Source organism: Novosphingobium soli, assembly GCF_042432915.1.
GTDB classification, from domain to species: Bacteria; Pseudomonadota; Alphaproteobacteria; order Sphingomonadales; family Sphingomonadaceae; genus Novosphingobium; species Novosphingobium soli.
On sequence record NZ_JBHLWK010000006.1, the window covers coordinates 371,544 to 394,572 of the forward strand.

Here is a 23,029-nt window from a genome sequence, read left to right on the forward strand (position 1 = left end):
CGGCCACCCGGTCCGCGGGAGCCGGAGGATGGCGCGCCTCTGCTCAGGCGCGCCATCCTCCGCAATCCGGGTCGTGCGCTGAAGGGGCTGTAAGCGGTGCGCCTAGCCCCGGACGGTCCCGGAGCTGCAGGCGCCCGCCGCTTCACGCCCTTCAGTTGCCTCGCCTCAGGCGCCGAGACGACCGAAGGCGCCCAGCCCGGCGTAGCGCGCTGCCTTGCCCAGTTCCTCCTCGATGCGGATAAGCTGGTTGTACTTGGCAAGCCGATCGGAGCGGGCCAGCGAGCCGGTCTTGATCTGCCCGCAGTTCGTCGCGACCGCCAGGTCGGCGATGGTCGCGTCCTCGGTCTCGCCCGAGCGATGCGACATGACAGCGGTGTAGCCGGCCCGGTTAGCAATCGACACCGCCTCAAGCGTCTCGGTCAGCGAGCCGATCTGGTTGACCTTGACCAGCAGCGAGTTGGCGAGGCCCTTCTCGATGCCCATGGTGAGGCGCTTGGGGTTGGTGACGAAGAGATCGTCACCCACGAGCTGGACCTTGTCGCCCACCTTCTCGGTGAGTGCCTTCCACCCCTCGAAGTCATCCTCGCTCATGCCGTCCTCGATCGAGATGATGGGATAGGCATCGCACAAATCGGCCAGGTAGTCCGCAAAGGCGATCGGATCGAGGGACAGGCTCTCGCCGCTGATCTCGTACTTTCCGCCCTTGAAGAATTCGGTCGAGGCGCAGTCCAGCGCCAGCTTGATGTCGGTGCCGGGCTTGAAGCCGGCCTTCTCAATCGAGGCCATGATGAAGTCGAGCGCGTCGCGCGTGCTGGCGAGGTTCGGCGCAAAGCCGCCCTCATCGCCCACCGCGGTGGCGAGGCCCTTCTCGTGCAGACCCTTCTTCAGCGTGTGGAACACCTCGGCGCCCCACCGAACGGCTTCGGCGAGCGAGTCCGCGCCGACCGGCATGATCATGAATTCCTGGAAATCGATCGGATTGTCGGCATGCTCGCCGCCGTTGATGATGTTCATCATCGGCACTGGCAGGACATGCGCGGACACGCCGCCGACGTAGGAATAGAGCGGCAGTCCGCGCGCATTGGCGGCGGCCTTGGCGGCGGCGAGGCTCGTGCCCAGGATGGCGTTGGCGCCCAAGCGCGCCTTGTTCTCGGTGCCGTCCAGCTCGATCATCGCGAGGTCGAGGTCGCGCTGGTCCTCGGCGTCCAGTCCGACGAGTGCTTCCGCAATCTCGGTGTTGACCGCATCGACGGCCTTGAGGACGCCCTTGCCCAGATAACGCCCCTTGTCCCCGTCCCGCAGCTCGACCGCCTCATGCGCTCCGGTGGAGGCGCCCGAAGGAACCGCGGCGCGGCCAAAGCTGCCATCTTCAAGCAGCACGTCCACCTCGACGGTGGGATTGCCGCGGCTGTCGAGAATTTCCCGGCCGTGGATGTCGATGATCGCGGTCATAGGTGCGGTTCTCCTCCTCCGGGCGCGGCGCGCGCCTCGTCGAGCGCGGTCTTAGCAGGGGAACTTCGCGTGACAAGTTGCGTTGCAGCACCGAGGTTCGAGTTGTGTTACACTGTTCGCACAGGGCCTAATGGGCAGAACCCGCGCGAGCGGCACCAGAGGAAGGATACCACTATGGTCGACCCCACCATTTCCGCCGACAACGGCTCCGAAACCGCCAAGAACCACTTCGCCAAGGCGATCGACGAAGCCAAGGCTGGTGCCCAGGCGCTCGCAGGCGAGCTGTCGAACGAATGCAAGTCGCGCTCGACCGACGCGAAGGACAAGGCCAGCGCATTCACCACCGACGCGCGCGCGAAAGCGGCCGAGTATGCCGTCGACGGCAAGGCGCGCGCCAGCCAGGCGATCGTCGGCCTTTCCAAGATGATCGACGATAACGCCGCGCTAATCGACGAGAAGGTCGGCGCCAAGTACGGCGACTATGCCCGCACCGCATCGCGTTCGATGCAGGATGCCGCCGCGCGCCTGGACGAGAAGTCGATTGAAGAGCTGGGTGACGAGGCTCGCGAGTTCGTCCGCAAGAGCCCGGGCGTCGCGATCGGCCTCGCGGTTGCGACAGGTTACGTCCTCGCCCGTCTGTTCAAGGGCAAGTGATAACGGCACCGGCAGAGCCGACAGGGAACATGCACGATACCGTTGGTCGGGACCTCTCACCGCTTATCGAGGATGAGGAGGATCTGTCGCTCGCGGGAGACCTGCGCCAGCTCGCGGACGAGGCGAAGGCCGTCGCTCATGCCGAGCTGACCTTTCAGAAGTCACGCGCTGCCTATGTGAGCACCGCCAGCCGCGGCATCGCGCTGTTGCTGGTGGTCGCCCTGGTGCTGTTGTTCTTCGCGTTGGTCGCTGCGGTCGTCGGCACGGTGATCGCGCTGGGGCCGGTGCTCGGCCTCTGGGGCGCGATGGCGCTCGTGACGGTGGTTCTCCTGGGCGGGGCCGTGGCGCTGGCGCTCGTGGCCCGCAGCCGGCTGAGCCGCATGATGAAGATCGTGGGAGGAAAGACCTGATGCCCGATCTGGCAGCGCAGGTGATGGCGGACCGGATCGCCCGCGACGCCGCCAAGGCGCGCTTCGAGGCACACTACGCGGCGTTCAAGGCGGATATCGCCGAACGCGGGATCGGCGGCCGGATCGCGGACGAGGCCATGGATCAGGCGATGGCGATGTTCGACGAGGCGGTCGCCGTCGTCGAGGAACATCCGGGCGCGATCGGAGGAACTCTGGCGGCGCTAGTGCTTTGGATTCTGCGACACCCGATGATCCGCTGGGCCGAGGACATCTTCGGCTCCGCCACGAAATGAGCGCTCGATTGCGCAAGGAGACGACAAGGTGAGCAAGACCGATCCCTCCATTCCTGCCTCGAACGGCACCAATATCGTCGCGCTGCCTGCCAAGACCGGCGAGCAGCGCCCCTCCGAGAAGGTGATCGCCTTCGTCAAGAAGCACCCGGTGATGACCGTCGCCGGCGGCATTGCGATCGGCGTCGCGGTCAGCGCATTGCTGCCGCGCAAGGCCTCTCGCCGGCTCCTCGGCAAGGCTGTGGATCTTGCCGAAGCGGCAGGTGCGGCCAGCGCCGTGTTCGCGCACCAGGCCGGTGACCGCGCCCATGACCTCGGCATCGACGCGCGCAAGCGCGCCTCGGTGTTCGCGACGAAGGCCGAGAAGGTGGGCGACCGCGCCCTCATCAACCTCGAAAAGTACGGCCTTGCCGCGGTGGGCGCCGCGAGCGCGCTCGGCCGCACCACCGCGCGCCGGGCAAGCCGGCTCAGCGACGCCGCGGCCGACCAGGCAAACCGGCTCGGTGACGTGGCTGCGGTGCGCTCGGCCAAGGTCCTGCACATGGCCGAGGGACTGAAATCGCGTGTCAAATCGTAAGCGGATCGAGACAATTTGAGGCTGGCCGGAGGGTTCCGCTGAGGTCCGGGCCTGATGCGTGATGCGCACTTGCCCGGCCTTGGAGGCAAACTTATAGGGGCGGCTTCTCCCAAACAGGAAAGCGGCCCTCTCCCATGCAGAAGCTTCACCTCGTTATGGGCGGCCGGGTCAAGGACCCGCGCAGCCTCGATTTCGTCGATCTCCAGGACATGCACATGGTCGGGGTCTTCCCCGATTTCGCGTCCGCACAGGAAGCCTGGAAGGCGAATGCCCAGCGCACGGTCGACGACGCGGAGATGAAGTACGTGATCGTCCATCTGCACCGTCTGCTGGAGCCCGACCTCTCCGAAGGCTGAGCCTTCCCCCCAAGCGCAAAAAAGGCCGGCGAAATGCCGGCCTTTTCTTTGCAACGCGAGAACTGAAGCGCAGCGTTTGAGGTGAAAGCGACGACCCGGGCGAACGCATCGCCCGGATCTGCCACCGCAGCTTCAGATGAACTCGATCTTCTGAACCAGGTAGAACTTGTCGCCAGAAGGCACCGTCACTTCGACTTCGTCGTCGACGCGGCGCCCGATGAGTGCCTTGCCGAGCGGCGAGTTGTAGCTGATCCGGCCCACCTTGGCGTCGGCCTCGTAAGGGCCGACGATCTGGTACTTCACCGGCTTTTCATCGTCGTCGAGAAGCGTGACCGTGGCGCCGAAGATGATCTTGTCCCCCGACAGCGAGGTCGGGTCGATGATCTGTGCGCGGGTGATCTTGTCTTCGAGGTCGGCGATGGTCGCCTCGACCTGGCCCTGCCGCTCCTTGGCAGCATGGTACTCGGCATTCTCCGAAAGGTCGCCGTGAGCGCGCGCTTCTTCGATGGCGTCAACAATGCGCGGACGCTCCTCACGAAGCGCCTTGAGATCCGCGGTCAGCCTTTCGTAGCCTTCCGCGAGCATCGGCAGCTTTTCGATACTTGCCATTACTCGTCTGTTCCTCCTGTTGCCTCCCGGCCCTCAACGCATCGGCGGCGACTAGTTTCCTGTCCCGGCCCCGCGGCTTGATACCGTTTTGGAGCCAGGCCGATCCGCAGCGATGTTGGGAGGCAAGATCGATTTCAGCTATAGTAGTCCTGCAACGAACGTACTTCAAGCTGGCTCCCGCGAATCGTCGCAATCGCCTCGCTCGCAGCAACGCTCGCCGCCGCGGTGGTGAAGATCGAGACTTTGCCGGTGAGCGCCGATGCGCGGATCGACTGCGAGTCCTTGAGGCTCTGCCATCCTTCGGTGGTGTTGACGATCAGTGCGATCTCGCCATCGACGATCTTGTCGACGATGTGCGGACGCCCTTCTGCGACCTTGTTGACCACGTCCACCGGCAGGCCTGCCTCCGCAAGGTAACGCTGCGTGCCGGATGTGGCGATCACGCGGAAGCCCTGAGCGATCAGCGTGCGGATGGCGGGCAGGATGATCGGCTTGTCGCTGTCCTTGACCGAGACGAACACCGTGCCCTCGGTCGGCAGCTTCATGCCTGCGCCCAGCTGCGCCTTGGCGAAAGCGGTCGGGAAGTCTGCATCGATGCCCATGACTTCGCCCGTGGACTTCATCTCCGGGCTGAGCACCGGATCGACACCGGGGAAGCGCGCGAAGGGGAACACCGCTTCCTTCACCGCCATGTAGGGCAGGTCGCGCTTGAACGGCGGGAAGTCCGCCAGCTTCTCGCCGGCCATGACGCGGCTGGCGATCTTGGCAACCGGCTGGCCGATAGCCTTGGCGACGAACGGCACGGTGCGCGAGGCGCGCGGGTTCACCTCGATGAGGTAGACCTCCCCGTCCTTTACGGCGAACTGGATGTTCATCAGGCCGCGCACGCCAAGGCCGAAGGCGAGCGCCTCAGCCTGGCGCTCCATCTCGGCGATGATCTCGGGCGGAAGGCTGTAGGGCGGCAGCGTGCAGGCGCTGTCGCCCGAGTGGATGCCCGCTTCCTCGATGTGCTGCATGACGCCCGCGACGACCACCTGGTCGCCATCGCACAAGGCGTCGACGTCGCACTCGATCGCATCGCGCAGGTACTGGTCGATGAGCACCGGGCTGTCGCCCGAGACCTGGACGGCGGTGGCGATGTAGTCGTCCAGCTGCTGCTCGCTGTCCACGATCTCCATGGCGCGACCGCCCAGCACGTAGCTCGGGCGCATGAGGACCGGATAGCCGATGCGGTTGGCGACGTTCACCGCCTCGTCGCGGCTGCGCGCGATGCCGTTGGCGGGCTGGCGCAGGCCCAGCTTGGTGACGAGTGCGGCGAAACGCTCGCGGTCCTCGGCAAGGTCGATCGCATCGGGCGAAGTACCGAGGATGGGGATGCCCTCATCCTCCAGCGCCTGCGCCAGCTTGAGCGGCGTCTGGCCGCCGAACTGGACGATGACGCCGACGAGCTCGCCCTTCTGCTGCTCGACACGCAGGATCTCGAGCACGTCCTCCGCGGTAAGCGGCTCGAAGTAGAGGCGATCGGAGGTGTCATAGTCGGTCGAGACGGTCTCCGGGTTGCAGTTGACCATGATCGTCTCGTAGCCCGCCTCGGCCAGCGCGAAGCACGCGTGGACACAGCAATAGTCGAACTCGATGCCCTGGCCGATGCGGTTGGGACCGCCGCCCAGGATCACGATCTTCCGCCGATCCGACGGCATTGCCTCGTCCTCAGGCGCGCCGAAGATCGGGGCTTCGTAGGTGGAGTACATGTAGGGCGTGACCGCCTCGAACTCGGCCGCGCAGCTGTCGATGCGCTTGAACACCGGGAGCACCCCCAGCTTGCTGCGCAGCTGGCGCACTTCCTTCTCGCTGGTGGCGCCGGCCATCGCCCGCAGCGCATCGTGCAGCAGGCCGGAGCGCTTGGCCTGGGTCTCGCCGAGGCCGCCGGCAACGCCCACCGAGCGCACCGCCAGCGTCGCCAGACGCTTGTCGGAGAAGCCCATCGCCTTGAGCCTGCGCAGACCTTCAGCATCGACCGGAAGGCCGTCCTGCAGGACCTTCGCCTCCTCGGCGATGATCTCCTCGATGTGGCGCAGGAACCACTTGTCGTAATGGGTGATGGCATGGACCTCGTCCACGCTGAAGCCCTCGCGGAAGGCCTGAGCCACGTGCAGCAGGCGCTCGGGCGTCGCCTTGGAGAGCGCGGCGACGATGACGTCGCGTCCGGCCCCTTCCAGTGCGGTCACGCGGTTGAAGCCGTCGAGGCCGGTCTCGAGGCCGCGCAGGGCCTTCTGCATCGACTCCTTGATGTTGCGGCCGATCGCCATGACCTCGCCCACCGACTTCATCGCGGTGGTCAGGTCATTCTTCGCGCCCTTGAACTTCTCGAAGGCGAAGCGCGGGATCTTGGTGACGACGTAGTCGATCGTCGGCTCGAATGCCGCGGGCGTGGCGCCGGTGATCTCGTTCATGATCTCGTCGAGCGTGTAGCCCACCGCCAGCTTGGCGGCGACGCGCGCGATCGGAAAGCCGGTTGCCTTGGAGGCCAGCGCCGAGGAGCGCGAAACGCGCGGGTTCATCTCGATGACGATCAGGCGGCCGTCCTTGGGATTCACCGCGAACTGCACGTTCGAGCCGCCGGTCTCGACGCCGATCTCGCGCAGCACCTCGATCGAGGCGGTGCGCATGATCTGGTATTCCTTGTCGGTCAGCGTCAGCGCCGGTGCGACGGTGATGGAATCGCCGGTGTGGACGCCCATCGGGTCGACGTTCTCGATCGAGCAGATGATGATGCAGTTGTCGTGCCTGTCGCGCACGACTTCCATCTCGTACTCCTTCCAGCCGAGCAGCGATTCCTCGATCAGTACTTCGGTGGTCGGCGAGGCATCGAGGCCCGAGCGCACGATCGCCTCGAACTCGGCCTTGTTATAGGCCACGCCGCCGCCGGTGCCGCCCAGCGTGAAGCTGGGGCGGATGATCGAAGGCAGGCCGGTGCGCTCCAGCACCGCGTAAGCCTCTTCCAGCGTGTGGGCCACGCCGGAGCGGGCGCTCTCGAGCCCGATCTTGTCCATCGCCTCGCGAAAGCGCTGGCGGTCCTCCGCCTTGTCGATGGCGTCGGCATCGGCGCCGATCATCGTGACGCCGAACTTCTCCAGGGTGCCGTCGTTGAACAGCGCCAGCGCGCAGTTCAGGGCCGTCTGCCCGCCCATCGTCGGGAGCACCGCGTCCGGGCGCTCCTTCTCGATGATGCGCGCGACGATCTCGGGCGTGATCGGCTCCACGTAAGTGGCATCGGCCATGTCCGGATCGGTCATGATCGTCGCCGGATTGGAGTTCACCAGGACGACCCGGTAGCCCTCTTCCTTCAGCGCCTTGATCGCCTGCGTTCCCGAATAGTCGAATTCACAGGCCTGGCCGATGACGATCGGGCCGGCGCCGATGACGAGGATCGAGGAGATGTCGGTGCGCTTGGGCATGGCTGTCCTGGGTGTCCTGTGTGTCTTTGGTGTCGATCAGGTGGCCTGGGCCACCAGGTCGCCGAAAGCCTTGTCCCAGTACTCGGGATCGGCCTTCGCCTTCTGGATGATGGGGTCGCCCGCCTGCTGCTCGCGCACGGCGTCCTTGAAGCGGGCGGACTGGAACTGGTGCATCCGGCCGCCGTACTCGTTTTCCTTGGTCTCCCACGCCCCCTTGGCGATCATCGCGTCGAGGAACGTCTTTCCGGCTTCCTTGGCGTGCTTGCGCACCTTGGGACCGAACTTGCGGGTCGCGATGGAGAACTTGTCCTCGATGATGAGGCCGAGCTCGCCATAGGGATACCAGCGGGTCGCGATTTCGAGGTCGTTGGCCGGACCGGCGACATAGTAGGCGATCATGTGGTCGATGATGTCGGTCATGCTTCGGGCACCTTGCTTGTTGTCAGGTGCCTGACTGCATAGGCGCAGTGCGGTGCCGGGTCGAAAGCTCGCTTGGCCGCGCCGGCATTGATCGCCGATGCGGGAGACGGCACGGTCGCCGCCAAGCGGGTCTCGACCCAGGCTGCCATCAACCGAGCATCCCCACGAACTTCTCGAACAGGTAGAAGCTGTCCTGCGGACCGGGGCTCGCCTCGGGGTGGTACTGCACGCCGAAAGCGCGCTTGCCCTTGATCGAGATGCCGCAGTTGGTGCCGTCGAACAGGGAGACGTGGGTCTCCTCGACATTGTCCGGCAGGCAGGTGTTGTCCACCGCGAAGCCGTGGTTCATCGCGGTGATCTCGACCACGTTATCGGCATGGCGCTTGACCGGGTGGTTGGCGCCGCGATGCCCCTGGAACATCTTGCTGGTGCGGGCGCCGGCCGCCAGGCCGAGCAGCTGGTGACCCAGGCAGATGCCGAATACGGGGATGTCGCGCTCCAGCAGGGCCTGGATCACCGGCACGGCATAGACACCGGTCGCCGCCGGGTCACCGGGGCCGTTCGACAGGAACACGCCCGCCGGCTCCAGCGCCAGGATGTCCTCCAGCGATGTCTCGGCCGGGACGACGGTGACGCGCGCGCCGGCCTTCACCAGGTTGCGGAAGATGTTGTCCTTGGCGCCGTAGTCGATGGCGACCACGTGGGGACGAGCCTCGCCCTCGCCGTTCCCGTAGCCCTGCCCCAGCGTCCAGACCGAGCCTTCCCAGCCCTCCTGGATCTCGCGGCTGACGATCTTGGCGAGGTCCATACCCTCCAGCCCCGGCCACTCCTGGGCGCGGCGGACCAGCGCGGGAATGTCGAAGTTGCCTTCGGGATCGTGGGCGATCACGGCATTGGGCGCGCCGTTCACTCGGATGCGCCGCGTGAGGGCGCGGGTATCGACCCCAGCGAGCCCGACTTTCCCCTTCTCCGCCAGCCACTGGCCGTACTCGCCGGCGGCGCGGAAGCTGGACGAAGGCGTCACGTCCTCGCGCACGACGCAGCCGACGGCGCCGTCCACCTTCGACTCGAGATCCTCCTCGTTGACGCCGACGTTGCCGACGTGCGGGAAGGTAAAGGTCACGATCTGGCCCGCGTAGGAGGGATCGGTCATCACTTCCTGGTAGCCGGTCATGCTGGTGTTGAAGCAGACCTCGCCCACGGCTTCACCGACGGCACCGAAGCCACGGCCCCAGACGACGTGCCCGTCGCTGAGGACGAGCACGCCCGTCGCCCCTTCGGGTTTGGGCGCAAGCGAATTTGCGGCGTCGGCCATGGTGGGTCGCTCCGTTCTACGGCGTTTCAGACGTTGTGTGCTAAGACGCTGCCGCTAGAGAGGGTTGTGCATGGCGTCAAGGCACAGAGGTGCAAAACGGCGCGCGGGTTGCTAGTTTTGCCGCAGGAACCCTTCCCATCCACTCCAGACGTTCAGGAAAACAATGCTTCGTGATTCGATCAAGGCCGCGCAGGTCTCCGCCATGAAGGCCGGCGACAAGCCCCGCCTCGCCGCCGTCCGGCTCATCCTCGCCAAGATCAAGGATCGCGACATCGAGCTGCGCACCGCCGCCTCTCTCCCGGACGACGACGAGCTGGTGATCGACGTGCTCCAGAAGATGGTCAAGCAGCGCCGCGAATCGATCCAGCTCTTCGAGCAGGGCGGCCGGCCGGAGAAGGCGGCTGAGGAGCAGGCCGAACTGGAGGTGATCGAGACCTTCCTCCCCGCGCAGCTGTCCGAGGAAGAGACCAAGGCCGCGATCGAAGCGATTAAGGCCGAGACCGGCGCTTCGGGCATGAAGGACATGGGCAAGGTCATGGCCGAGCTCAAGGCCCGCCACGGTACCGTGCTCGACATGAGCAAGGCGAGCGGATGGGTGAAGGCGGCGCTCGCCTGAGCCGCTGCGATGGGCCTCCTCAAGCGCTCCCTCGACTGGCGGCTGCGCAACGTCGCCGCCATCGACACCGATGAGGCAGGCTTCGGGATTCGGCTGAGGCGAACGTCCCACAAGGTGGCCTGGCGGGAGATCGAGGCCGTCACGGCCTTCAAGCGGGACGATCTGATCGTAGACCGGCTGTGCCTGCTCGTACAGCACGCCGGCAGCATCATCGAACTGGACGAGGACATGGCCGGCTTCGAGAAATGGCTCGCCATGCTCGAGTCCCGGCTGAGCCTGAACGATGAATGGCGCGCGGCCGTGCTGTTTCCGCCCTTTGAGGCTCAAGTCACCGAGATCTTCCGCCGCAAACCTGTGTCCGTGTCTTGCGGGGAGCAGGCCTGATGCTGACGCCCCAGTGGCTGGACCAGCTGCGTTCGCGCACCACGCTCTCGGCGCTGGTCGGCCGGTCCGTGCGCCTGCAGAAGGCGGGGCGGGAGCACAGGGCGTGCTGTCCGTTCCACAACGAGAATTCGCCCAGCTTCTACGTCAACGACGAGAAGGGCTTCTACCACTGCTTCGGCTGCGGCGCCCATGGCGATGCGATTCGCTGGATGACCGACCACCAGGGCCTCGCCTTCATGGACGCGGTCAAGGAGCTCGCTGCCGAGGCGGGCATGGATGTGCCGGCGCCGGATCCGAAGATGGCGCGCGCCGCGGAAAAGCGCGACAGCCTCCACGACGTGATGGCGGCGGCGCAGGAATGGTTCCGCGCCAGCCTGTCCGCGCCGGAAGGGGCCGAAGCGCGCGCCTATCTCGCCACGCGCGGCTTCGATGCGCATACCGTCCAGCGGTTTGGCTTCGGCTATGCGCCGGAAGGCCGGCAGGCGCTCAAGGAAGCGCTCTCGCGTTTTCCCGAGACCATGCTGGTCGAAGCCGGCCTGCGTATCGCGGTGGAGGAGCGCGATCCTTACGATCGCTTTCGCGGGCGGTTGATGCTGCCGATCGAGGATGCGCGCGGGCGCGTGATCGCGTTCGGCGGCCGCATCCTCGCCAAGGGCAAGACCGAGGCACCCAAGTACCTCAACTCGCCCGATACACCGCTCTTCGACAAGGGGCGCACGCTCTACAACCTGCACCGCGCGGCGCCCGCCGCGCGCCAGTCGGGCCGGATGGTGGTGGTCGAAGGCTACATGGACGTCATCGCGCTCGCCGCGGCGGGGATCGCCGAATGCGTCGCGCCACTGGGCACCGCGCTCACCGAGCACCAGATCGAGATGCTCTGGCGGCACGTGGAGATGCCGGTCCTGTGCTTCGACGGCGATGCGGCCGGCCAGCGCGCGGCGATGCGCGCGATCACCCGTGCGCTTCCGCTGCTGCGGCCCGCGCACTCGCTGCGCATCGTCCGCCTGCCCGAGGGGCTCGACCCCGACGACCTGGTCAAGGCCCAGGGAGCGCGCGCCATGGAGGATCTCCTCGGCAAGGCGCGGCCGCTGGTGGAAGTGCTCTGGGAGGCCGAGCGTGACGCGGTGCCGCTCAGCACGCCCGAGGACAAGGCCGGCCTCAAGGCGCGGCTCATGGCGCACGTCGACGCGATCCAGCACCCCGACATCGCCGGGCTCTATCGCCGCGAGCTGCTGGACCGCTATTCCGAGTTCGCCTTCCCCCGGCGCGAGAGCCGCTGGCAGCAGGGCGGCGCCCCCGGGTTCCCGGCCGGACGCCAGAGCGCCCGCACCGGGAGCAAGTGGAACGGCCGCCCTGCCCCCGCCCCGTCCTCGCCCGAATCGATCAGCCGCCTCAACAGCCGCTATACAGGCAGCGGGACGCGTGACGGTCTCTCGGCCGCCGTGCTCGCGGGATTGATCCGTCACCCCGCGCTCCTTCCCCGGTTCGCCGAGGCGCTGGCGCGCACGCCCGGCCTCGATCCCCGCTTCTGGGCCCTGCTCGACTGCTGCAGCGCCGGCCAACCGCTTGAAAGCGAGACACTGCGGACCATATTACAAGAGAATGGCTCGGAGCTTCCGGTGCCGTCGGACTACTCGGGTTTTCGTTTCGGCTTCCTCGAGGCTGATGCCGACCTCGGGAGGTCGGAGGCGGAACTGACCCAGGCCATACAGCTTTTGATCGAACGACCGGTGCTCGACGAGGCCCTACGGGCCGCCACGGAGCGCCACGAACGCGAGTTCACGGACGAGACCTTCGCCGAGCAGCAACGGCTGCGCGAGAGAAAGCTGGAATTTGATACTCGCCTCAGGCAAATGGCGACCAGACATGCGTCGTGATTGTATAATCACCTAACGACGGCACGGGATAACGGCGGACGAATGAGCAAGAACGACACCAACGGCGCAGACAACGACGGCACCGATGCGCCGCTGATCGACCTCAACGAAGGGTCGATCAAGAAGCTGATCGCTCGTGCCAAGCGCCGCGGCGTGATCACGTACGACGAGCTCAACGAGGCGCTTCCGCAAGACCAGATGTCCTCCGAGCAGATCGAGGACATCATGGCTGCGATCTCCGAGATGGGCGTCAACATCGTCGAGAGCGACGAGGACGCCGACGGCGCCCAGGAGGACGACCGCGAGGCGGACGACGCCGACGACAGCGATGGCGACGAAGTCTCGCCGCGCGTCATGGTCGACGCCAAGAAGAAGGAAACGGTCGAGCGCACCGATGATCCGGTGCGCATGTACCTGCGCGAGATGGGCGCGGTCGAGCTGCTGAGCCGCGAGGGCGAGATCGCCATCGCCAAGCGCATCGAGGCCGGGCGCGACATGATGATCCTGGGCCTGTGCGAGAGCCCGATCACCTTCCATGCCATCATCCAGTGGTCCGAGGCGCTCAACAACGGCGAAATGCAGCTGCGCGAGATTCTCGATCTCGACGCCATGCTCTCCAAGGAGCCGCAGCCGGAGAACCTGAACGAGGACGGCGAAGGCGACGACGACGGCGAGATCTCCGAGAAGACCGCTGGCCCCTCCTTCAAGGAGGAGGAAGACGTCGAGGAGGAATCCACCGACGACGTCGACGAGGACGGCAATCCGATCCCCAAGCGCCAGGCCGAGGAAGAGGAGGAGGACAACACCCTCAGCCTTGCCCAGATGGAAGCCGCGCTCAAGCCGGAGGCACTGGAGAAGTTCGCGCTCATTACCGAGCTGTTCCAGAACTTCGAGCGCCTGCAGAACGAGCGGCTCGAATCGCTGGCGCTGGGCATCGACTTCCCCGGTGCCAAGGAAGAGCAGTACCAGCAGCTGCGCGAGGACCTGACCGCGCAGGTGGAATCGGTCCAGTTCCACGCGACCAAGATCGAGTACCTGGTCGACAACCTCTACGCCTTCAACCGCCGCCTGACGACGCTGGGTGGCCAGATGCTCCGCCTGGCCGAGCGTCACAAGGTGAAGCGGGCCGACTTCCTGGAGACCTACGTCGGCCGCGAGCTGGACGACACCTGGCTTCCCGAAATGGGGAAGAAGGACAAGAAGTGGGCGGCCTTCGCCGAGGCCGAGGCGGATGCCGTCGAGCGCATCCGCTCCGAGGTCTCCGACATCGCTGCCGCGACCGGCATGGCGCTTCCCGAGTTCCGCCGCATCGTCAACATGGTCCAGAAGGGCGAGCGCGAGGCGCGCATCGCCAAGAAGGAGATGGTCGAGGCGAACCTGCGCCTGGTGATCTCGATCGCCAAGAAGTACACCAACCGCGGCCTGCAGTTCCTGGATCTCATCCAGGAAGGCAACATCGGCCTGATGAAGGCGGTCGACAAGTTCGAGTACCGTCGCGGCTACAAGTTCTCGACGTATGCCACCTGGTGGATCCGGCAGGCGATCACGCGCTCGATCGCGGATCAGGCGCGCACGATCCGCATCCCGGTCCACATGATCGAGACGATCAACAAGCTGGTGCGCACCAGCCGCCAGTTCCTGCACGAGCAGGGCCGCGAGCCCACTCCGGAGGAAATGGCCGAGCGCCTCTCCATGCCGCTGGAGAAGGTGCGCAAGGTGATGAAGATCGCGAAGGAGCCGATCTCGCTCGAGACGCCGATCGGCGACGAGGAGGATTCGCACCTCGGCGACTTCATCGAAGACAAGAACGCGATCATCCCCGTGGACGCGGCGATCCAGGCGAACCTCAAGGAAACGGTCACCCGTGTCCTCGCCTCGCTCACCCCGCGTGAAGAGCGCGTGCTGCGCATGCGCTTCGGCATCGGCATGAACACCGATCACACCCTCGAGGAGGTCGGCCAGCAGTTCTCGGTGACCCGCGAACGCATCCGCCAGATCGAGGCCAAGGCGCTGCGCAAGCTCAAGCACCCGAGCCGCAGCCGCAAGATGCGCTCCTTCCTGGACCAGTAAGAGGAACCCCGCTTCGGCGGGGTTTTTCATGCCGCCGGCAGCTCCTGGCGAAGCCGCCGTGTCCGCGCCCGCAGCGATGTGTTGACATTCCGGCTCAAGTCCGTAAGGGGCAGCCCTTCACGTGGCGCCTGCTCTTCGCAGGTCCGTCCATTCGGCCCCGCATCCCGGTGAAGCGGCGGCCGCGCCCGGCGCAATAGGCCAGGTGGTGCACCCCGGGAAACATACGGATCGCGCGGCCACAGTGGCGGCGCGGCAGCAGAACGGAAAGTTGACGCATGTCGAAGCGCCAGAGCGCCAAGTACAAACTCGATCGCCGCATGGGCGAGAACATCTGGGGCCGTCCCAAGAGCTCGGTGAACCGCCGCAGCTACGGTCCTGGCCAGCACGGTCAGCGCCGCAAGGGCAAGCTGTCCGACTACGGCATCCAGCTGCGCGCCAAGCAGAAGCTCAAGGGCTACTACGGCGACGTGACCGAGAAGCAGTTCAAGCGCACCTACCAGGAAGCGTCCTCGATGAAGGGCGATACCGGCCAGAACCTGATCGGCCTGCTCGAGCAGCGTCTGGACATGGTCGTGTACCGCGCCAAGTTCGCGCCCACCATCTTCTCGGCCCGCCAGATCGTCTCGCACGGCCACATTCGCGTCAACGGCGTGAAGTGCAACATTGCCTCGCGTCGCGTGAAGGTGGGTGACGTCATCAGCCTGGGCAACAAGGCCAAGGAAATGGCGCTGGTGATCGAGGCGCAGAACCTGCCCGAGCGCGAAGTGCCCGACTACGTGGCCCAGGACGGCACCGACAAGGTGACCTTCGTCCGCGTTCCGACGCTCGACGAAGTGCCCTACCCGGTGAAGATGGAACCGAACCTGGTGGTCGAGTTCTACTCGCGCTGATCCGGTCACATCGGCAAGCCGAACACAAAAGGGGGCGGTCCTTCGGGATCGCCCTTTTTCGTATCCGCGAGAGGCCGGTCAATACCCCGTGCGCCAGAGAAAAAGTTATGATTTCTGGTCACTTGGGAACTGCCGCCGGTCCCGGCGCATTATCCGGTCACCATGACACGCTACCGTTTCGTAACACCCCATCGCACCGGAAAATGGTATCCCGACCTGCAGACCGCCCAGCGCCATGCCTGTGAAATCGGCGCCGGGTTCTTCGACCGCATGACCGGCCGCTTCGTCGCCTACGTCGAGACCATGATGGAAACGACAATCGACGAAGACGTACCGGTCACCCACGGAGAGATCCGCGCAGCAGCCTGACACGTGACGGGCGGGCTGCTACCGCCCGCTCCCCTTCACTTCACGCCAAGCGTGCGGCGCAGGAAGCGATCGGTGCTCGCGAGCAGCTGCGTTCTGGCGGCATTGTCGTCCAGCTGATGTTCGAGGCTCTTGAACTCGACGTAGTCCACCGACTTTCCGGCAGCTTTCAGCCTGCTGTTCATGAGGCGTGATTCCTCGACGCCGACGTTCATGTCCAGGTCGCCGTGAAACAGCAGCACCGGTGCCTTGAACCTGTCGGCATGCCGCGCCGGGGATCCCTCCGCGATGTGCGGGCCGCTGCCGATGAAGTTCTCCATGATACGGTGATTGCTGTAGTAGCGCGATTCGCCCTTCAGCACCTCAAGGTCGGTCACGGGCGCGATCGCGACGACGGCCTTGTAGAGATCGGGGTCGAGCACGGCCGATTGCAGCGCGGCATAGCCGCCGTAGGACCAGCCGACGATCGCGAGCTTGTCGCTGGAGGTTATGCCCTGTGAGACGAGCCACCGGCCGGCGTCGTTCACGTCCCCAATGGCGGTCTTCCACGATTGGAAGCCGTTCTTCTGGAACCAGCCCGAGCCATAGCCGGTCGAACCCCGGTAATTCGGCTGCAGGACCGCATACCCCTGCGTCACGAAATACTGGACCAGCCAGTCGAAACCCCATTCGTCGCGCGCGGCCGGGCCGCCGTGCGGCATGACGATCGCCGGCAGGTTCTTGCCGGTGCTATTGGGTGGCAGCGTCAGGTAACCCGGGATCTGGGTGCCGTCGGCCGCGGGGAAGGTAACGGGCTTCATTTCGCCGAACTTCACCCCGCCCAGGTTCTCGCGCACACCCATGATGGGCGAGAGCTTCTTGGTGGCCTTGTCGAACATGTAGTATTGGCCGGGATCAACGTCGCTGCCGATGAAGAGGATCAGCCGCTTCTCGTCCTTGCTCGCATCGATGATGCTGATCTGCGGGTTGCCGACCAGCGCCTTCCGGAGCGACGCGGCGAGCGCGGCCAGTTCCTTGTCGAAGTATTCAACGTAGCGCTTTTCCGTGGCGTAGGTCACGCCGACGATGCGCTGGTCGCGGCCCATCCGGACCAGCCCGTCGACATCGGCCCTGGGATGGGCAAGCAGGACCTTCGCCTCGCCGCCGGAAGTCAGCGGCTTTTCGAACAGCGCCTTCCTGCCTTGGTAGTCGTCGAAGCCGATGATCGAGTTGCGCTCCGGAGCCACGGCGATCGGCTCGAACCCACGGCTCTTGCCGCTGTCATAGGTCACCGTCGAGAGCCTTTGCCAGTCGCCTCCCGGAACGGGGCGGACGAAGTAGTTGCTGCGAGGTTCGACGTAACCGGACGTATTGACCGGCATCGTTTCCATGATTCGAACGTTTCCGAGCCCGTCGGTCTGGAATGCAGCAACGTCGCGCGGCGGCTCCACGACCCGCCGCTTGAGCGAATAGACGTCGACAGCTTCCACCGTCAGGCCCCGCTCCTTGCTTGCGACCAGCGAACTCGACGTGACTTCGGGGGCGACGTGGCGCACCATCAGGACCGAGCGTGGGTCGTCCGCTACATTGTAGTCGATGATGCCGCCGCCGTAGCCGGATCGATAGTAGGCGGACATCCTCGTCGGCGCGGACAACTTCTTCATGTCCTTGCCATCGGCGGAGATGGTCGCCAGCCTGGTCGCCGCGTCCACGCTGCCGCCGGTACGCTCGAAGACGTAGATGCCGCAGACCACGCGATCGTCCATGATGAACTGGCAGTGCGTGAGCTTTTCCGTACCGCCCGCCGAGGACAGGATGGGCACGGCGTGGGTGGTGGCAAGGTCGACGACGATGGCATTTTCGCCGCCGTCGATGCGGGTCCCGATAATGAAGATCTTTTCTCCATTCGGGGAGATGCCGAGGTCGAGCACCGAAGGACGCGCACCGAACTTTGCGGCGGCTTCGCTGATTTCGTCCGCCGATACGGACTGGACGGCAAGCGCCGCCAGCGCTGTGCCGCACAGCCACTTCAAGAATGTCATGAATCCCCCCGATTCAGATGTCAAAACCGGCGCTACGGTAGAACCCGCAAGTGACAAATCAATCCGTTCGTGCAGCGCTTCAACGCCTTACCGCCTCACGGCTCTCGTGACCGCTTGGACCGCCGCAGCTCCCTGGCTAGCGAGGGGCGAAGTAGTCTCGCCTGAAATTGGCCGCGAAGGTGGCGAAGCGCTGGGCGGTGATCGCGTCGCGCATGCCTTGCATGAGCTGCTGGTAGAACCAGAGGTTGTGCTCGGTCAGCAGCATCGCTCCCAGCATCTCCCCGGCGCGGATCAGGTGGTGCAGGTAGGCGCGGGTATAGGTCGCGCAGACGGGGCAGCCGCAACGCGCGTCCACGGGTCCGGTATCCTCGGCGTGGCGGGCGTTGCGCATGTTGAGCGGCCCGCTCCAGGTGAATGCCTGTCCGTTGCGGCCCGAGCGGGTGGGCAGCACGCAGTCGAACATGTCGACGCCGCGCTCGACCGCGCCGACGAGGTCGTCCGGCTTGCCCACGCCCATGAGGTAGCGCGGGCGGTCCTGCGGCAGCTGCCCGGGTGCGAAGTCAAGCGTGGCGAACATCGCCTCCTGCCCCTCTCCCACCGCGAGGCCACCGATCGCATAGCCGTCGAAGCCGATCTCGGTCAGCGCCTCCGCGCTGGTCCGGCGCAGCTCCTCGTCGAGCGCGCCCTGCTGGATGCCGAACAAGGCCGCGGCCTCGGCATGCGCCCCGCCCGTGTCGAAGGCCACGCGGCTGCGCCGGGCCCAGCGCATCGACATCTCCATGGAGCGGGCAATGACGTCGCGCGACTGGTCGACCTTGGGGCATTCGTCGAAGCACATGACGATGTCGGAGCCGAGCAGCCGCTGGATCTCCATCGAGCGCTCGGGGCTGAGCATGTGGCGCGAGCCGTCGATGTGGCTGGCGAACGTGACGCCTTCCTCGGTGATCTTGCGCAGCTCCGACAGGCTCATCACCTGGTAGCCGCCGCTGTCGGTGAGGATCGGGCGGTGCCAGTTCATGAACGCGTGCAGCCCGCCCAGCCGCGCCACCCGCTCGGCACCGGGGCGCAGCATCAGGTGATAGGTGTTGCCCAGCAGGATGTCGGCGCCGGTCGCACGCACGTCTTGCGGCTTCATCGCCTTGACCGTGGCAGCGGTGCCGACGGGCATGAAGGCGGGGGTGCGGATCTCACCGCGGCGCATGCGGATCGTGCCGGTGCGCGCCTTGGCCTCGGTGGCGTGGATGGTGAACTGGAAACGCGGATTCATGCCGCGCCCGTTACCCGCATCAGAACCCGTAGACCAGCGAGAAGCGCGAGATCGTGTCGGTCTTCAGCGCGCCGATCGGCGGCGAGGTCTCATGCTCGATCGAATAGGAGAGCTTGGCCTTGAGCCCCTTCGCCATCCCGGCCTCCAGCCCCGTCAGCGAGGTGAAGGTGTTGTTGTCCGAGCCGAGATAGCTGCTGGCGTCCTGCGTCAGCTTGATTGTGGGATTGATCGTCCAGTCGAAGTCCACCGAGGTCAGCACCGACCAGGTCGTCTCGTTCGGCTCCTCGACGTAGTTGGTGCGGCGCAGCGCAGGACCGGCCTCCAGCGAGAGCGTCATGTTGCGCCGCTCGATCACGCGATAGCCCAGACCGCCCGACGCCGAGTAGCGCTCCTCGAAGCCCTGGATCCTGTCGCGTTCGTACTGAAGCCGCCCGTAGGTGAACAGGCCGTCGTTCAGCGTGTAGCGCGGCTGGTAGCCGGCGGAATACTGCTCCCGCGTGACCGTGCCGCGATCCTCCTGGTAGTCCGCGCGGGCCTGGACGATGTGCTCCCAGTCGATACCCTTGCGGTCGAACTTGAACGCGGCGGTGAAGCCGAAGTTGTCGGTGTTGCCGGTGGACCGGAAGGCGCCAAGCTCCACCTGCCCCTTCCACAGGTCGAGCACGCCCGAAGCGCGGATCCGGGCCAGCTCCGCCTCGGTCTTGGCGGCCAGCTCGCGCGCCCGCCGGTCGAGATACGCGCGGTGGAGATCCCGGATCTCGTCCTTGTCGTAGGGTTGGGTCTGCACGGCGAACTTGACCAACGCCGCCACCGCGGCGGTGTCGTCGGTCTTCATCGCGGCTTCCAGCATGGTGCGGACCTCACGCGCCAGTCGCGGAGGTCCGGCAGGGACGAAAGGCACCACTTCGGGATAGGGCGGCAGGTCCAGCACCAGCGGCGGCGGCGGCTCGGCCGCCACGAACGGCGCGTCCTCCATCGCCTCCTGCGCCTGGGCGGGAGCGGCGAACACGAGGAGGGGAAGGCTGGCGAGAACCGTTCGGCGCATCGTCATGGCGGTACGGTAACCGGTTACGTACGCAAACGCCACCCGGTCCTGAATATCCAGGTGATGAGGCCGACGCACAAGGCGAGGAACAGGAGCGTCAATCCCAACGACAGCGCGATCGGCACGTCGGAACTGCCGTAGAACGTCCAGCGCAGGCCGTTGACGAGATAGACCACCGGGTTGGCCATCGCCACCGAGCGCCAGGGTTCGGGCAGGACGTCGACCGAATAGAAGGTCCCGCCCAGGAAGGTCAGCGGCATCAGGATCAGCATCGGCACGATCGTCAGCTTCTCGAAGCTGTCCGCCCAGATGCCCAGGATGAACCCGAAGAGCGAGAAGCTGGCGGAGACGAGCAGGACATAGCAGAAGGCATAGACCGGATGCGCGATCGAGTAGTCGACGAAGAGGCTGGCCGTCGCCAGGATGATCGCAGCCAGGATCAGCGACTTCGTCGCCGCGGCTCCGACGAAGCCGACTAGCGTCTCCGCCACGCCGACCGGGGCCGACAGCAGCTCGTAGATCGCTCCGGTGAAGCGCGGCATGTAGATCCCGAAGCTGGCGTTCGAGGTGCTTTCCCCCAGCAGCGTCAGCAGCAGCAGCCCGGGCACGATGAACGCGCCGTAGTTCACCCCGCCCGTCTCTCCGCTCATTTGCCCGCCGATGGCCGCGCCGAACACCACGAAGTACAGCGTGGTGGTCAGTACCGGCGCCAGGATGGACTGCAGCGCCGTGCGGAATGCGCGCATCAGTTCCTGCTTGTAGATGGTCCAGGCGCTGCGGGCGTTGAACAGGTTCATGCTGCAGCCTCCTGGGAGGGAGCGTCCGGCCCTTCGAGCAGGTTGACGAAGATGTCCTCCAGGCTCGACTCGTGGATGTCGATGGCGGTGTAGTCGATGCCGGCGCGGGTCAGCGCCTTGGTCACCTCGGCCACTTCCGCCGTGCCGGCAGCGGCCCCTTCCCCGCCGCCGCCGCGGTAGCAGAGCACCCTGCCCTCTTGCACCAGCGAAACAGGGTAGGCCGACAGAACCTCGGGAACTTGCCCCAGCGGCGCGGCCAGGGTGATGAGCGCTTCGGTGCGGCCCAGGCGCTCCATCATCGCCGTCTTCTCGTCCACCATCAGGATCTCGCCCTTGCGGATGATGCCGACGCGGTCGGCCATCTCCTCGGCTTCCTCGATGTAGTGGGTGGTCAGGATGACCGTGGTCCCGCGCTCGCGCAGGCGGGCGATCTGCTTCCACATGTCGCGCCGCAGCTCGACGTCGACGCCGGCGGTGGGCTCGTCCAGGAACAGCAGTTCCGGCTCGTGCGCCAGCGCCTTGGCAATCAGCACGCGCCGCTTCATGCCACCCGACAGCGTGCGGATCTGCGCGTCGCGCTTCTCCCAGAGGCTCAGCGCACGCAGGATCTCCTCGATCAGCGTGGGGTTCGGCGGTAGCCCGAAGAGCCCGCGCGAGTGGGTGACCGAGCGCAGCACCGGCTCGAACATGTCGGTCGCCAGCTCCTGCGGCACCAGGCCGACCCGGGCGCGCAAGGTCCGCCAGTGGCGGCCCATGTCCTCTCCGAAGGCGTGGATCGTGCCCGAGGTCGGCCGGACCAGCCCGCACACCGCGCCGATCAGCGTCGTCTTGCCGGCTCCGTTGGGGCCGAGCAGCGCGAAGATCTCGCCCTTGTTGATGCTGAGGTCCACGCCCTGCAGCGCAGTGAGCCCGCCCTTGTAGGTCTTGGTCAGACCCCGGATCTCGAGAATGGATTGCATCGCGCATGAATGGCGCTGGAACGGCTGCGTTCCAACCCTCTGCGTGTACTTTTTATCGCATCGCAGCAGTGAGCGAGGCCGCGCCATGTCGCGGGCGAACGGCGTAGGACCGTTCCCGATCCGCACCCGCTCATGCCGCCCTTCCGATCATGGGATCAGCAGGCTGGAATCCCCGTAGCTGTAGAAGCGGTACCTCTCGGCGATCGCATGGCCGTAGACGCCCTGCATCCGCTCCAGCCCCATTAGCGCCGAGACCAGCATGAACAGCGTCGAACGGGGGAGGTGGAAGTTGGTCATCAGTCCGTCGACGGCGCGGAAGCGGTAGCCAGGGGTGATGAAGATCGCGGTGTCGCCTTCGAAGGGGCGGATCACGCCATCCTCGCCGGTCGCGCTTTCCAGGAGGCGGAGCGAGGTCGTGCCGACCGCGATGAGCCGGCCGCCGCCCGCCCGTACCGCGTTGAGACGGTCGGCGGTGGCGGTGTCGATGCGACCCCATTCCGCGTGCATCCGGTGCTCCGCGGTATCCTCGGCCTTGACCGGCAGGAACGTTCCCGCACCGACGTGGAGCGTAAGCGTCTCACGCCCGATCCCGGCGCTCTCGAGCGCTGCCACCAGGTCCGGCGTGAAGTGCAGCGCGGCAGTGGGCGCGGCGACGGCGCCCTTCTCGCGTGCGAACATGGTCTGGTAGTCGCTGGCGTCGGCCTCGTCGGCGGGGCGCTTGCCGGCGATGTAGGGCGGCAGCGGCATGCGGCCGGCGCGCTCGAGCAGGACTTCGACGGGCTCGTCGCCGGCGAAGGCGAGCGTCCAGCTGCCGTCGTCGTGGCGCGCCTCGGCCACGGCCGTGACGTCAGCCGGGAAGGCGATCCGGTCGCCTTCCCTCAGGCGCTTGGCATTGCGCACGAAGGCCTGCCAGCGGCGCAGGTCGATCCGCTTGTGCAGTGTGGCGCCGATCCGCGCCTCGCCCCGCAGGCCTTCGAGCTGCGCGGGGATGACGCGGGTGTCGTTGAACACCAGGACGTCGCCCGGCAGCAGCACGGATGGAAGGTCCCGCACATGGCGGTCGGCGAGGCCCGCGGGCCCTTGCGCCACCAGCATCCGCGCCGCATCGCGCGGCGAGGCGGGGCGCAGGGCTATGCGTTCGGTGGGAAGATCGAAGTCGAACAGGTCAACGCGCATCGCCGCGCGCTAGACCAGCC

The 23,029-nt window shown here is 66.1% G+C and carries 22 protein-coding genes; 11 read left to right on the forward strand and 11 right to left on the reverse strand.

Features of this window, described 5'->3' with window-relative positions:
- Positions 1-165 precede the first annotated feature (165 nt).
- Complete coding sequence (gene eno / locus ACFFJC_RS03715) at positions 166-1,452, reverse strand: phosphopyruvate hydratase (protein ID WP_379486132.1); 1,287 nt, start codon at positions 1,450-1,452, stop codon at positions 166-168.
- A gap of 174 nt (positions 1,453-1,626) precedes the next feature.
- Here eno and ACFFJC_RS03720 point away from each other — a divergent pair, with 174 nt between their 5' ends.
- From ACFFJC_RS03720 to ACFFJC_RS03740, 5 genes are all read left to right on the forward strand, one after another.
- On the forward strand, positions 1,627-2,106 hold the full coding sequence (locus ACFFJC_RS03720; protein ID WP_379486133.1) for a hypothetical protein: 480 nt from the start codon (positions 1,627-1,629) through the stop codon (positions 2,104-2,106).
- Between the two features lie 29 nt (positions 2,107-2,135).
- Positions 2,136-2,516: a phage holin family protein gene (locus ACFFJC_RS03725; RefSeq protein ID WP_379486134.1), complete on the forward strand. Its 381-nt coding sequence runs from the start codon at positions 2,136-2,138 to the stop codon at positions 2,514-2,516.
- Positions 2,516-2,809 (forward strand): hypothetical protein, encoded by a 294-nt coding sequence (locus ACFFJC_RS03730; RefSeq protein ID WP_379486135.1) that lies wholly within the window; start codon positions 2,516-2,518, stop codon positions 2,807-2,809. The genes ACFFJC_RS03725 and ACFFJC_RS03730 overlap by 1 nt, the downstream gene beginning before the upstream one ends.
- 28 nt (positions 2,810-2,837) lie before the next feature.
- Positions 2,838-3,383: a hypothetical protein gene (locus ACFFJC_RS03735; RefSeq protein ID WP_379486136.1), complete on the forward strand. Its 546-nt coding sequence runs from the start codon at positions 2,838-2,840 to the stop codon at positions 3,381-3,383.
- Positions 3,384-3,517: 134 nt separating this feature from the next.
- Positions 3,518-3,739 (forward strand): DUF4170 domain-containing protein, encoded by a 222-nt coding sequence (locus ACFFJC_RS03740; protein ID WP_379486137.1) that lies wholly within the window; start codon positions 3,518-3,520, stop codon positions 3,737-3,739.
- A gap of 132 nt (positions 3,740-3,871) precedes the next feature.
- On the opposite strand, the gene greA is transcribed toward ACFFJC_RS03740, so the two are convergent.
- From greA to carA, 4 genes are all read right to left on the reverse strand, one after another.
- Complete coding sequence (gene greA, locus ACFFJC_RS03745; RefSeq protein ID WP_379486138.1) at positions 3,872-4,348, reverse strand: transcription elongation factor GreA; 477 nt, start codon at positions 4,346-4,348, stop codon at positions 3,872-3,874.
- 134 nt (positions 4,349-4,482) lie between these two features.
- The gene (carB, locus tag ACFFJC_RS03750; RefSeq protein WP_379486139.1) at positions 4,483-7,806 is read right to left on the reverse strand and encodes a carbamoyl-phosphate synthase large subunit; all 3,324 of its coding nucleotides are present in this window, start codon (positions 7,804-7,806) and stop codon (positions 4,483-4,485) included.
- Positions 7,807-7,842: 36 nt separating this feature from the next.
- Complete coding sequence (locus ACFFJC_RS03755) at positions 7,843-8,226, reverse strand: hypothetical protein (RefSeq protein WP_379486140.1); 384 nt, start codon at positions 8,224-8,226, stop codon at positions 7,843-7,845.
- 148 nt (positions 8,227-8,374) lie between these two features.
- Positions 8,375-9,541, reverse strand: coding sequence for a glutamine-hydrolyzing carbamoyl-phosphate synthase small subunit (carA, locus tag ACFFJC_RS03760; RefSeq protein ID WP_379486141.1), 1,167 nt, complete (start codon positions 9,539-9,541; stop codon positions 8,375-8,377).
- A gap of 163 nt (positions 9,542-9,704) precedes the next feature.
- On the opposite strand from carA, the gene ACFFJC_RS03765 reads away from it, so the two are divergent.
- From ACFFJC_RS03765 to ACFFJC_RS03790, 6 genes are all read left to right on the forward strand, one after another.
- Positions 9,705-10,157 (forward strand): GatB/YqeY domain-containing protein, encoded by a 453-nt coding sequence (locus ACFFJC_RS03765; protein ID WP_379486142.1) that lies wholly within the window; start codon positions 9,705-9,707, stop codon positions 10,155-10,157.
- 9 nt (positions 10,158-10,166) lie between these two features.
- Positions 10,167-10,541 (forward strand): hypothetical protein, encoded by a 375-nt coding sequence (locus ACFFJC_RS03770; RefSeq protein ID WP_379486143.1) that lies wholly within the window; start codon positions 10,167-10,169, stop codon positions 10,539-10,541.
- Positions 10,541-12,418, forward strand: coding sequence for a DNA primase (dnaG, locus tag ACFFJC_RS03775; RefSeq protein WP_379486144.1), 1,878 nt, complete (start codon positions 10,541-10,543; stop codon positions 12,416-12,418). The genes ACFFJC_RS03770 and dnaG overlap by 1 nt, the downstream gene beginning before the upstream one ends.
- Positions 12,419-12,460: 42 nt before the next feature.
- Positions 12,461-14,488 (forward strand): RNA polymerase sigma factor RpoD, encoded by a 2,028-nt coding sequence (gene rpoD / locus ACFFJC_RS03780; protein ID WP_379486145.1) that lies wholly within the window; start codon positions 12,461-12,463, stop codon positions 14,486-14,488.
- 275 nt (positions 14,489-14,763) lie between these two features.
- On the forward strand, positions 14,764-15,378 hold the full coding sequence (rpsD, locus tag ACFFJC_RS03785) for a 30S ribosomal protein S4 (protein ID WP_379486146.1): 615 nt from the start codon (positions 14,764-14,766) through the stop codon (positions 15,376-15,378).
- 162 nt (positions 15,379-15,540) lie between these two features.
- Positions 15,541-15,747 carry a hypothetical protein gene (locus tag ACFFJC_RS03790; RefSeq protein WP_379486147.1) on the forward strand — a complete coding sequence of 69 codons (207 nt, stop codon included), beginning with the start codon at positions 15,541-15,543 and terminating at the stop codon, positions 15,745-15,747.
- Positions 15,748-15,782: 35 nt separating this feature from the next.
- On the opposite strand, the gene ACFFJC_RS03795 is transcribed toward ACFFJC_RS03790, so the two are convergent.
- From ACFFJC_RS03795 to queA, 6 genes are all read right to left on the reverse strand, one after another.
- Positions 15,783-17,822, reverse strand: coding sequence for a S9 family peptidase (locus tag ACFFJC_RS03795; RefSeq protein ID WP_379486148.1), 2,040 nt, complete (start codon positions 17,820-17,822; stop codon positions 15,783-15,785).
- A 79-nt stretch (positions 17,823-17,901) separates the two neighbouring features.
- Complete coding sequence (gene tgt, locus ACFFJC_RS03800; RefSeq protein ID WP_379486149.1) at positions 17,902-19,032, reverse strand: tRNA guanosine(34) transglycosylase Tgt; 1,131 nt, start codon at positions 19,030-19,032, stop codon at positions 17,902-17,904.
- Between the two features lie 19 nt (positions 19,033-19,051).
- On the reverse strand, positions 19,052-20,083 hold the full coding sequence (locus ACFFJC_RS03805; RefSeq protein WP_379486150.1) for a DUF481 domain-containing protein: 1,032 nt from the start codon (positions 20,081-20,083) through the stop codon (positions 19,052-19,054).
- A 17-nt stretch (positions 20,084-20,100) separates the two neighbouring features.
- Complete coding sequence (locus tag ACFFJC_RS03810; protein WP_379486151.1) at positions 20,101-20,874, reverse strand: ABC transporter permease; 774 nt, start codon at positions 20,872-20,874, stop codon at positions 20,101-20,103.
- Positions 20,871-21,833 (reverse strand): ABC transporter ATP-binding protein, encoded by a 963-nt coding sequence (locus tag ACFFJC_RS03815; RefSeq protein ID WP_379486152.1) that lies wholly within the window; start codon positions 21,831-21,833, stop codon positions 20,871-20,873. Before ACFFJC_RS03815 ends, ACFFJC_RS03810 begins: the two co-directional genes overlap by 4 nt.
- Positions 21,834-21,980: 147 nt before the next feature.
- A complete protein-coding gene (gene queA, locus ACFFJC_RS03820) occupies positions 21,981-23,009 on the reverse strand; it encodes a tRNA preQ1(34) S-adenosylmethionine ribosyltransferase-isomerase QueA (protein ID WP_379486153.1) in 1,029 nt (342 codons plus the stop codon).
- Between the last annotated feature and the right edge of the window lie 20 nt (positions 23,010-23,029).

What these genes read in the sequence shown, in the direction of transcription:
- eno (WP_379486132.1), bottom strand. Translation starts at nt 1,452, where the DNA reads ATGACCGCGATCATCGACATCCACGGCCGGGAAATTCTCGACAGCCGC.
- ACFFJC_RS03720 (WP_379486133.1), top strand. Translation starts at nt 1,627, where the DNA reads ATGGTCGACCCCACCATTTCCGCCGACAACGGCTCCGAAACCGCCAAG.
- ACFFJC_RS03725 (WP_379486134.1), top strand. Translation starts at nt 2,136, where the DNA reads ATGCACGATACCGTTGGTCGGGACCTCTCACCGCTTATCGAGGATGAG.
- ACFFJC_RS03730 (WP_379486135.1), top strand. Translation starts at nt 2,516, where the DNA reads ATGCCCGATCTGGCAGCGCAGGTGATGGCGGACCGGATCGCCCGCGAC.
- ACFFJC_RS03740 (WP_379486137.1), top strand. Translation starts at nt 3,518, where the DNA reads ATGCAGAAGCTTCACCTCGTTATGGGCGGCCGGGTCAAGGACCCGCGC.
- greA (WP_379486138.1), bottom strand. Translation starts at nt 4,348, where the DNA reads ATGGCAAGTATCGAAAAGCTGCCGATGCTCGCGGAAGGCTACGAAAGG.
- carB (WP_379486139.1), bottom strand. Translation starts at nt 7,806, where the DNA reads ATGCCCAAGCGCACCGACATCTCCTCGATCCTCGTCATCGGCGCCGGC.
- ACFFJC_RS03755 (WP_379486140.1), bottom strand. Translation starts at nt 8,226, where the DNA reads ATGACCGACATCATCGACCACATGATCGCCTACTATGTCGCCGGTCCG.
- carA (WP_379486141.1), bottom strand. Translation starts at nt 9,541, where the DNA reads ATGGCCGACGCCGCAAATTCGCTTGCGCCCAAACCCGAAGGGGCGACG.
- ACFFJC_RS03765 (WP_379486142.1), top strand. Translation starts at nt 9,705, where the DNA reads ATGCTTCGTGATTCGATCAAGGCCGCGCAGGTCTCCGCCATGAAGGCC.
- ACFFJC_RS03770 (WP_379486143.1), top strand. Translation starts at nt 10,167, where the DNA reads ATGGGCCTCCTCAAGCGCTCCCTCGACTGGCGGCTGCGCAACGTCGCC.
- dnaG (WP_379486144.1), top strand. Translation starts at nt 10,541, where the DNA reads ATGCTGACGCCCCAGTGGCTGGACCAGCTGCGTTCGCGCACCACGCTC.
- rpoD (WP_379486145.1), top strand. Translation starts at nt 12,461, where the DNA reads ATGAGCAAGAACGACACCAACGGCGCAGACAACGACGGCACCGATGCG.
- rpsD (WP_379486146.1), top strand. Translation starts at nt 14,764, where the DNA reads ATGTCGAAGCGCCAGAGCGCCAAGTACAAACTCGATCGCCGCATGGGC.
- ACFFJC_RS03790 (WP_379486147.1), top strand. Translation starts at nt 15,541, where the DNA reads ATGACACGCTACCGTTTCGTAACACCCCATCGCACCGGAAAATGGTAT.
- tgt (WP_379486149.1), bottom strand. Translation starts at nt 19,032, where the DNA reads ATGAATCCGCGTTTCCAGTTCACCATCCACGCCACCGAGGCCAAGGCG.
- ACFFJC_RS03805 (WP_379486150.1), bottom strand. Translation starts at nt 20,083, where the DNA reads ATGACGATGCGCCGAACGGTTCTCGCCAGCCTTCCCCTCCTCGTGTTC.
- ACFFJC_RS03810 (WP_379486151.1), bottom strand. Translation starts at nt 20,874, where the DNA reads ATGAACCTGTTCAACGCCCGCAGCGCCTGGACCATCTACAAGCAGGAA.
- ACFFJC_RS03815 (WP_379486152.1), bottom strand. Translation starts at nt 21,833, where the DNA reads ATGCAATCCATTCTCGAGATCCGGGGTCTGACCAAGACCTACAAGGGC.
- queA (WP_379486153.1), bottom strand. Translation starts at nt 23,009, where the DNA reads ATGCGCGTTGACCTGTTCGACTTCGATCTTCCCACCGAACGCATAGCC.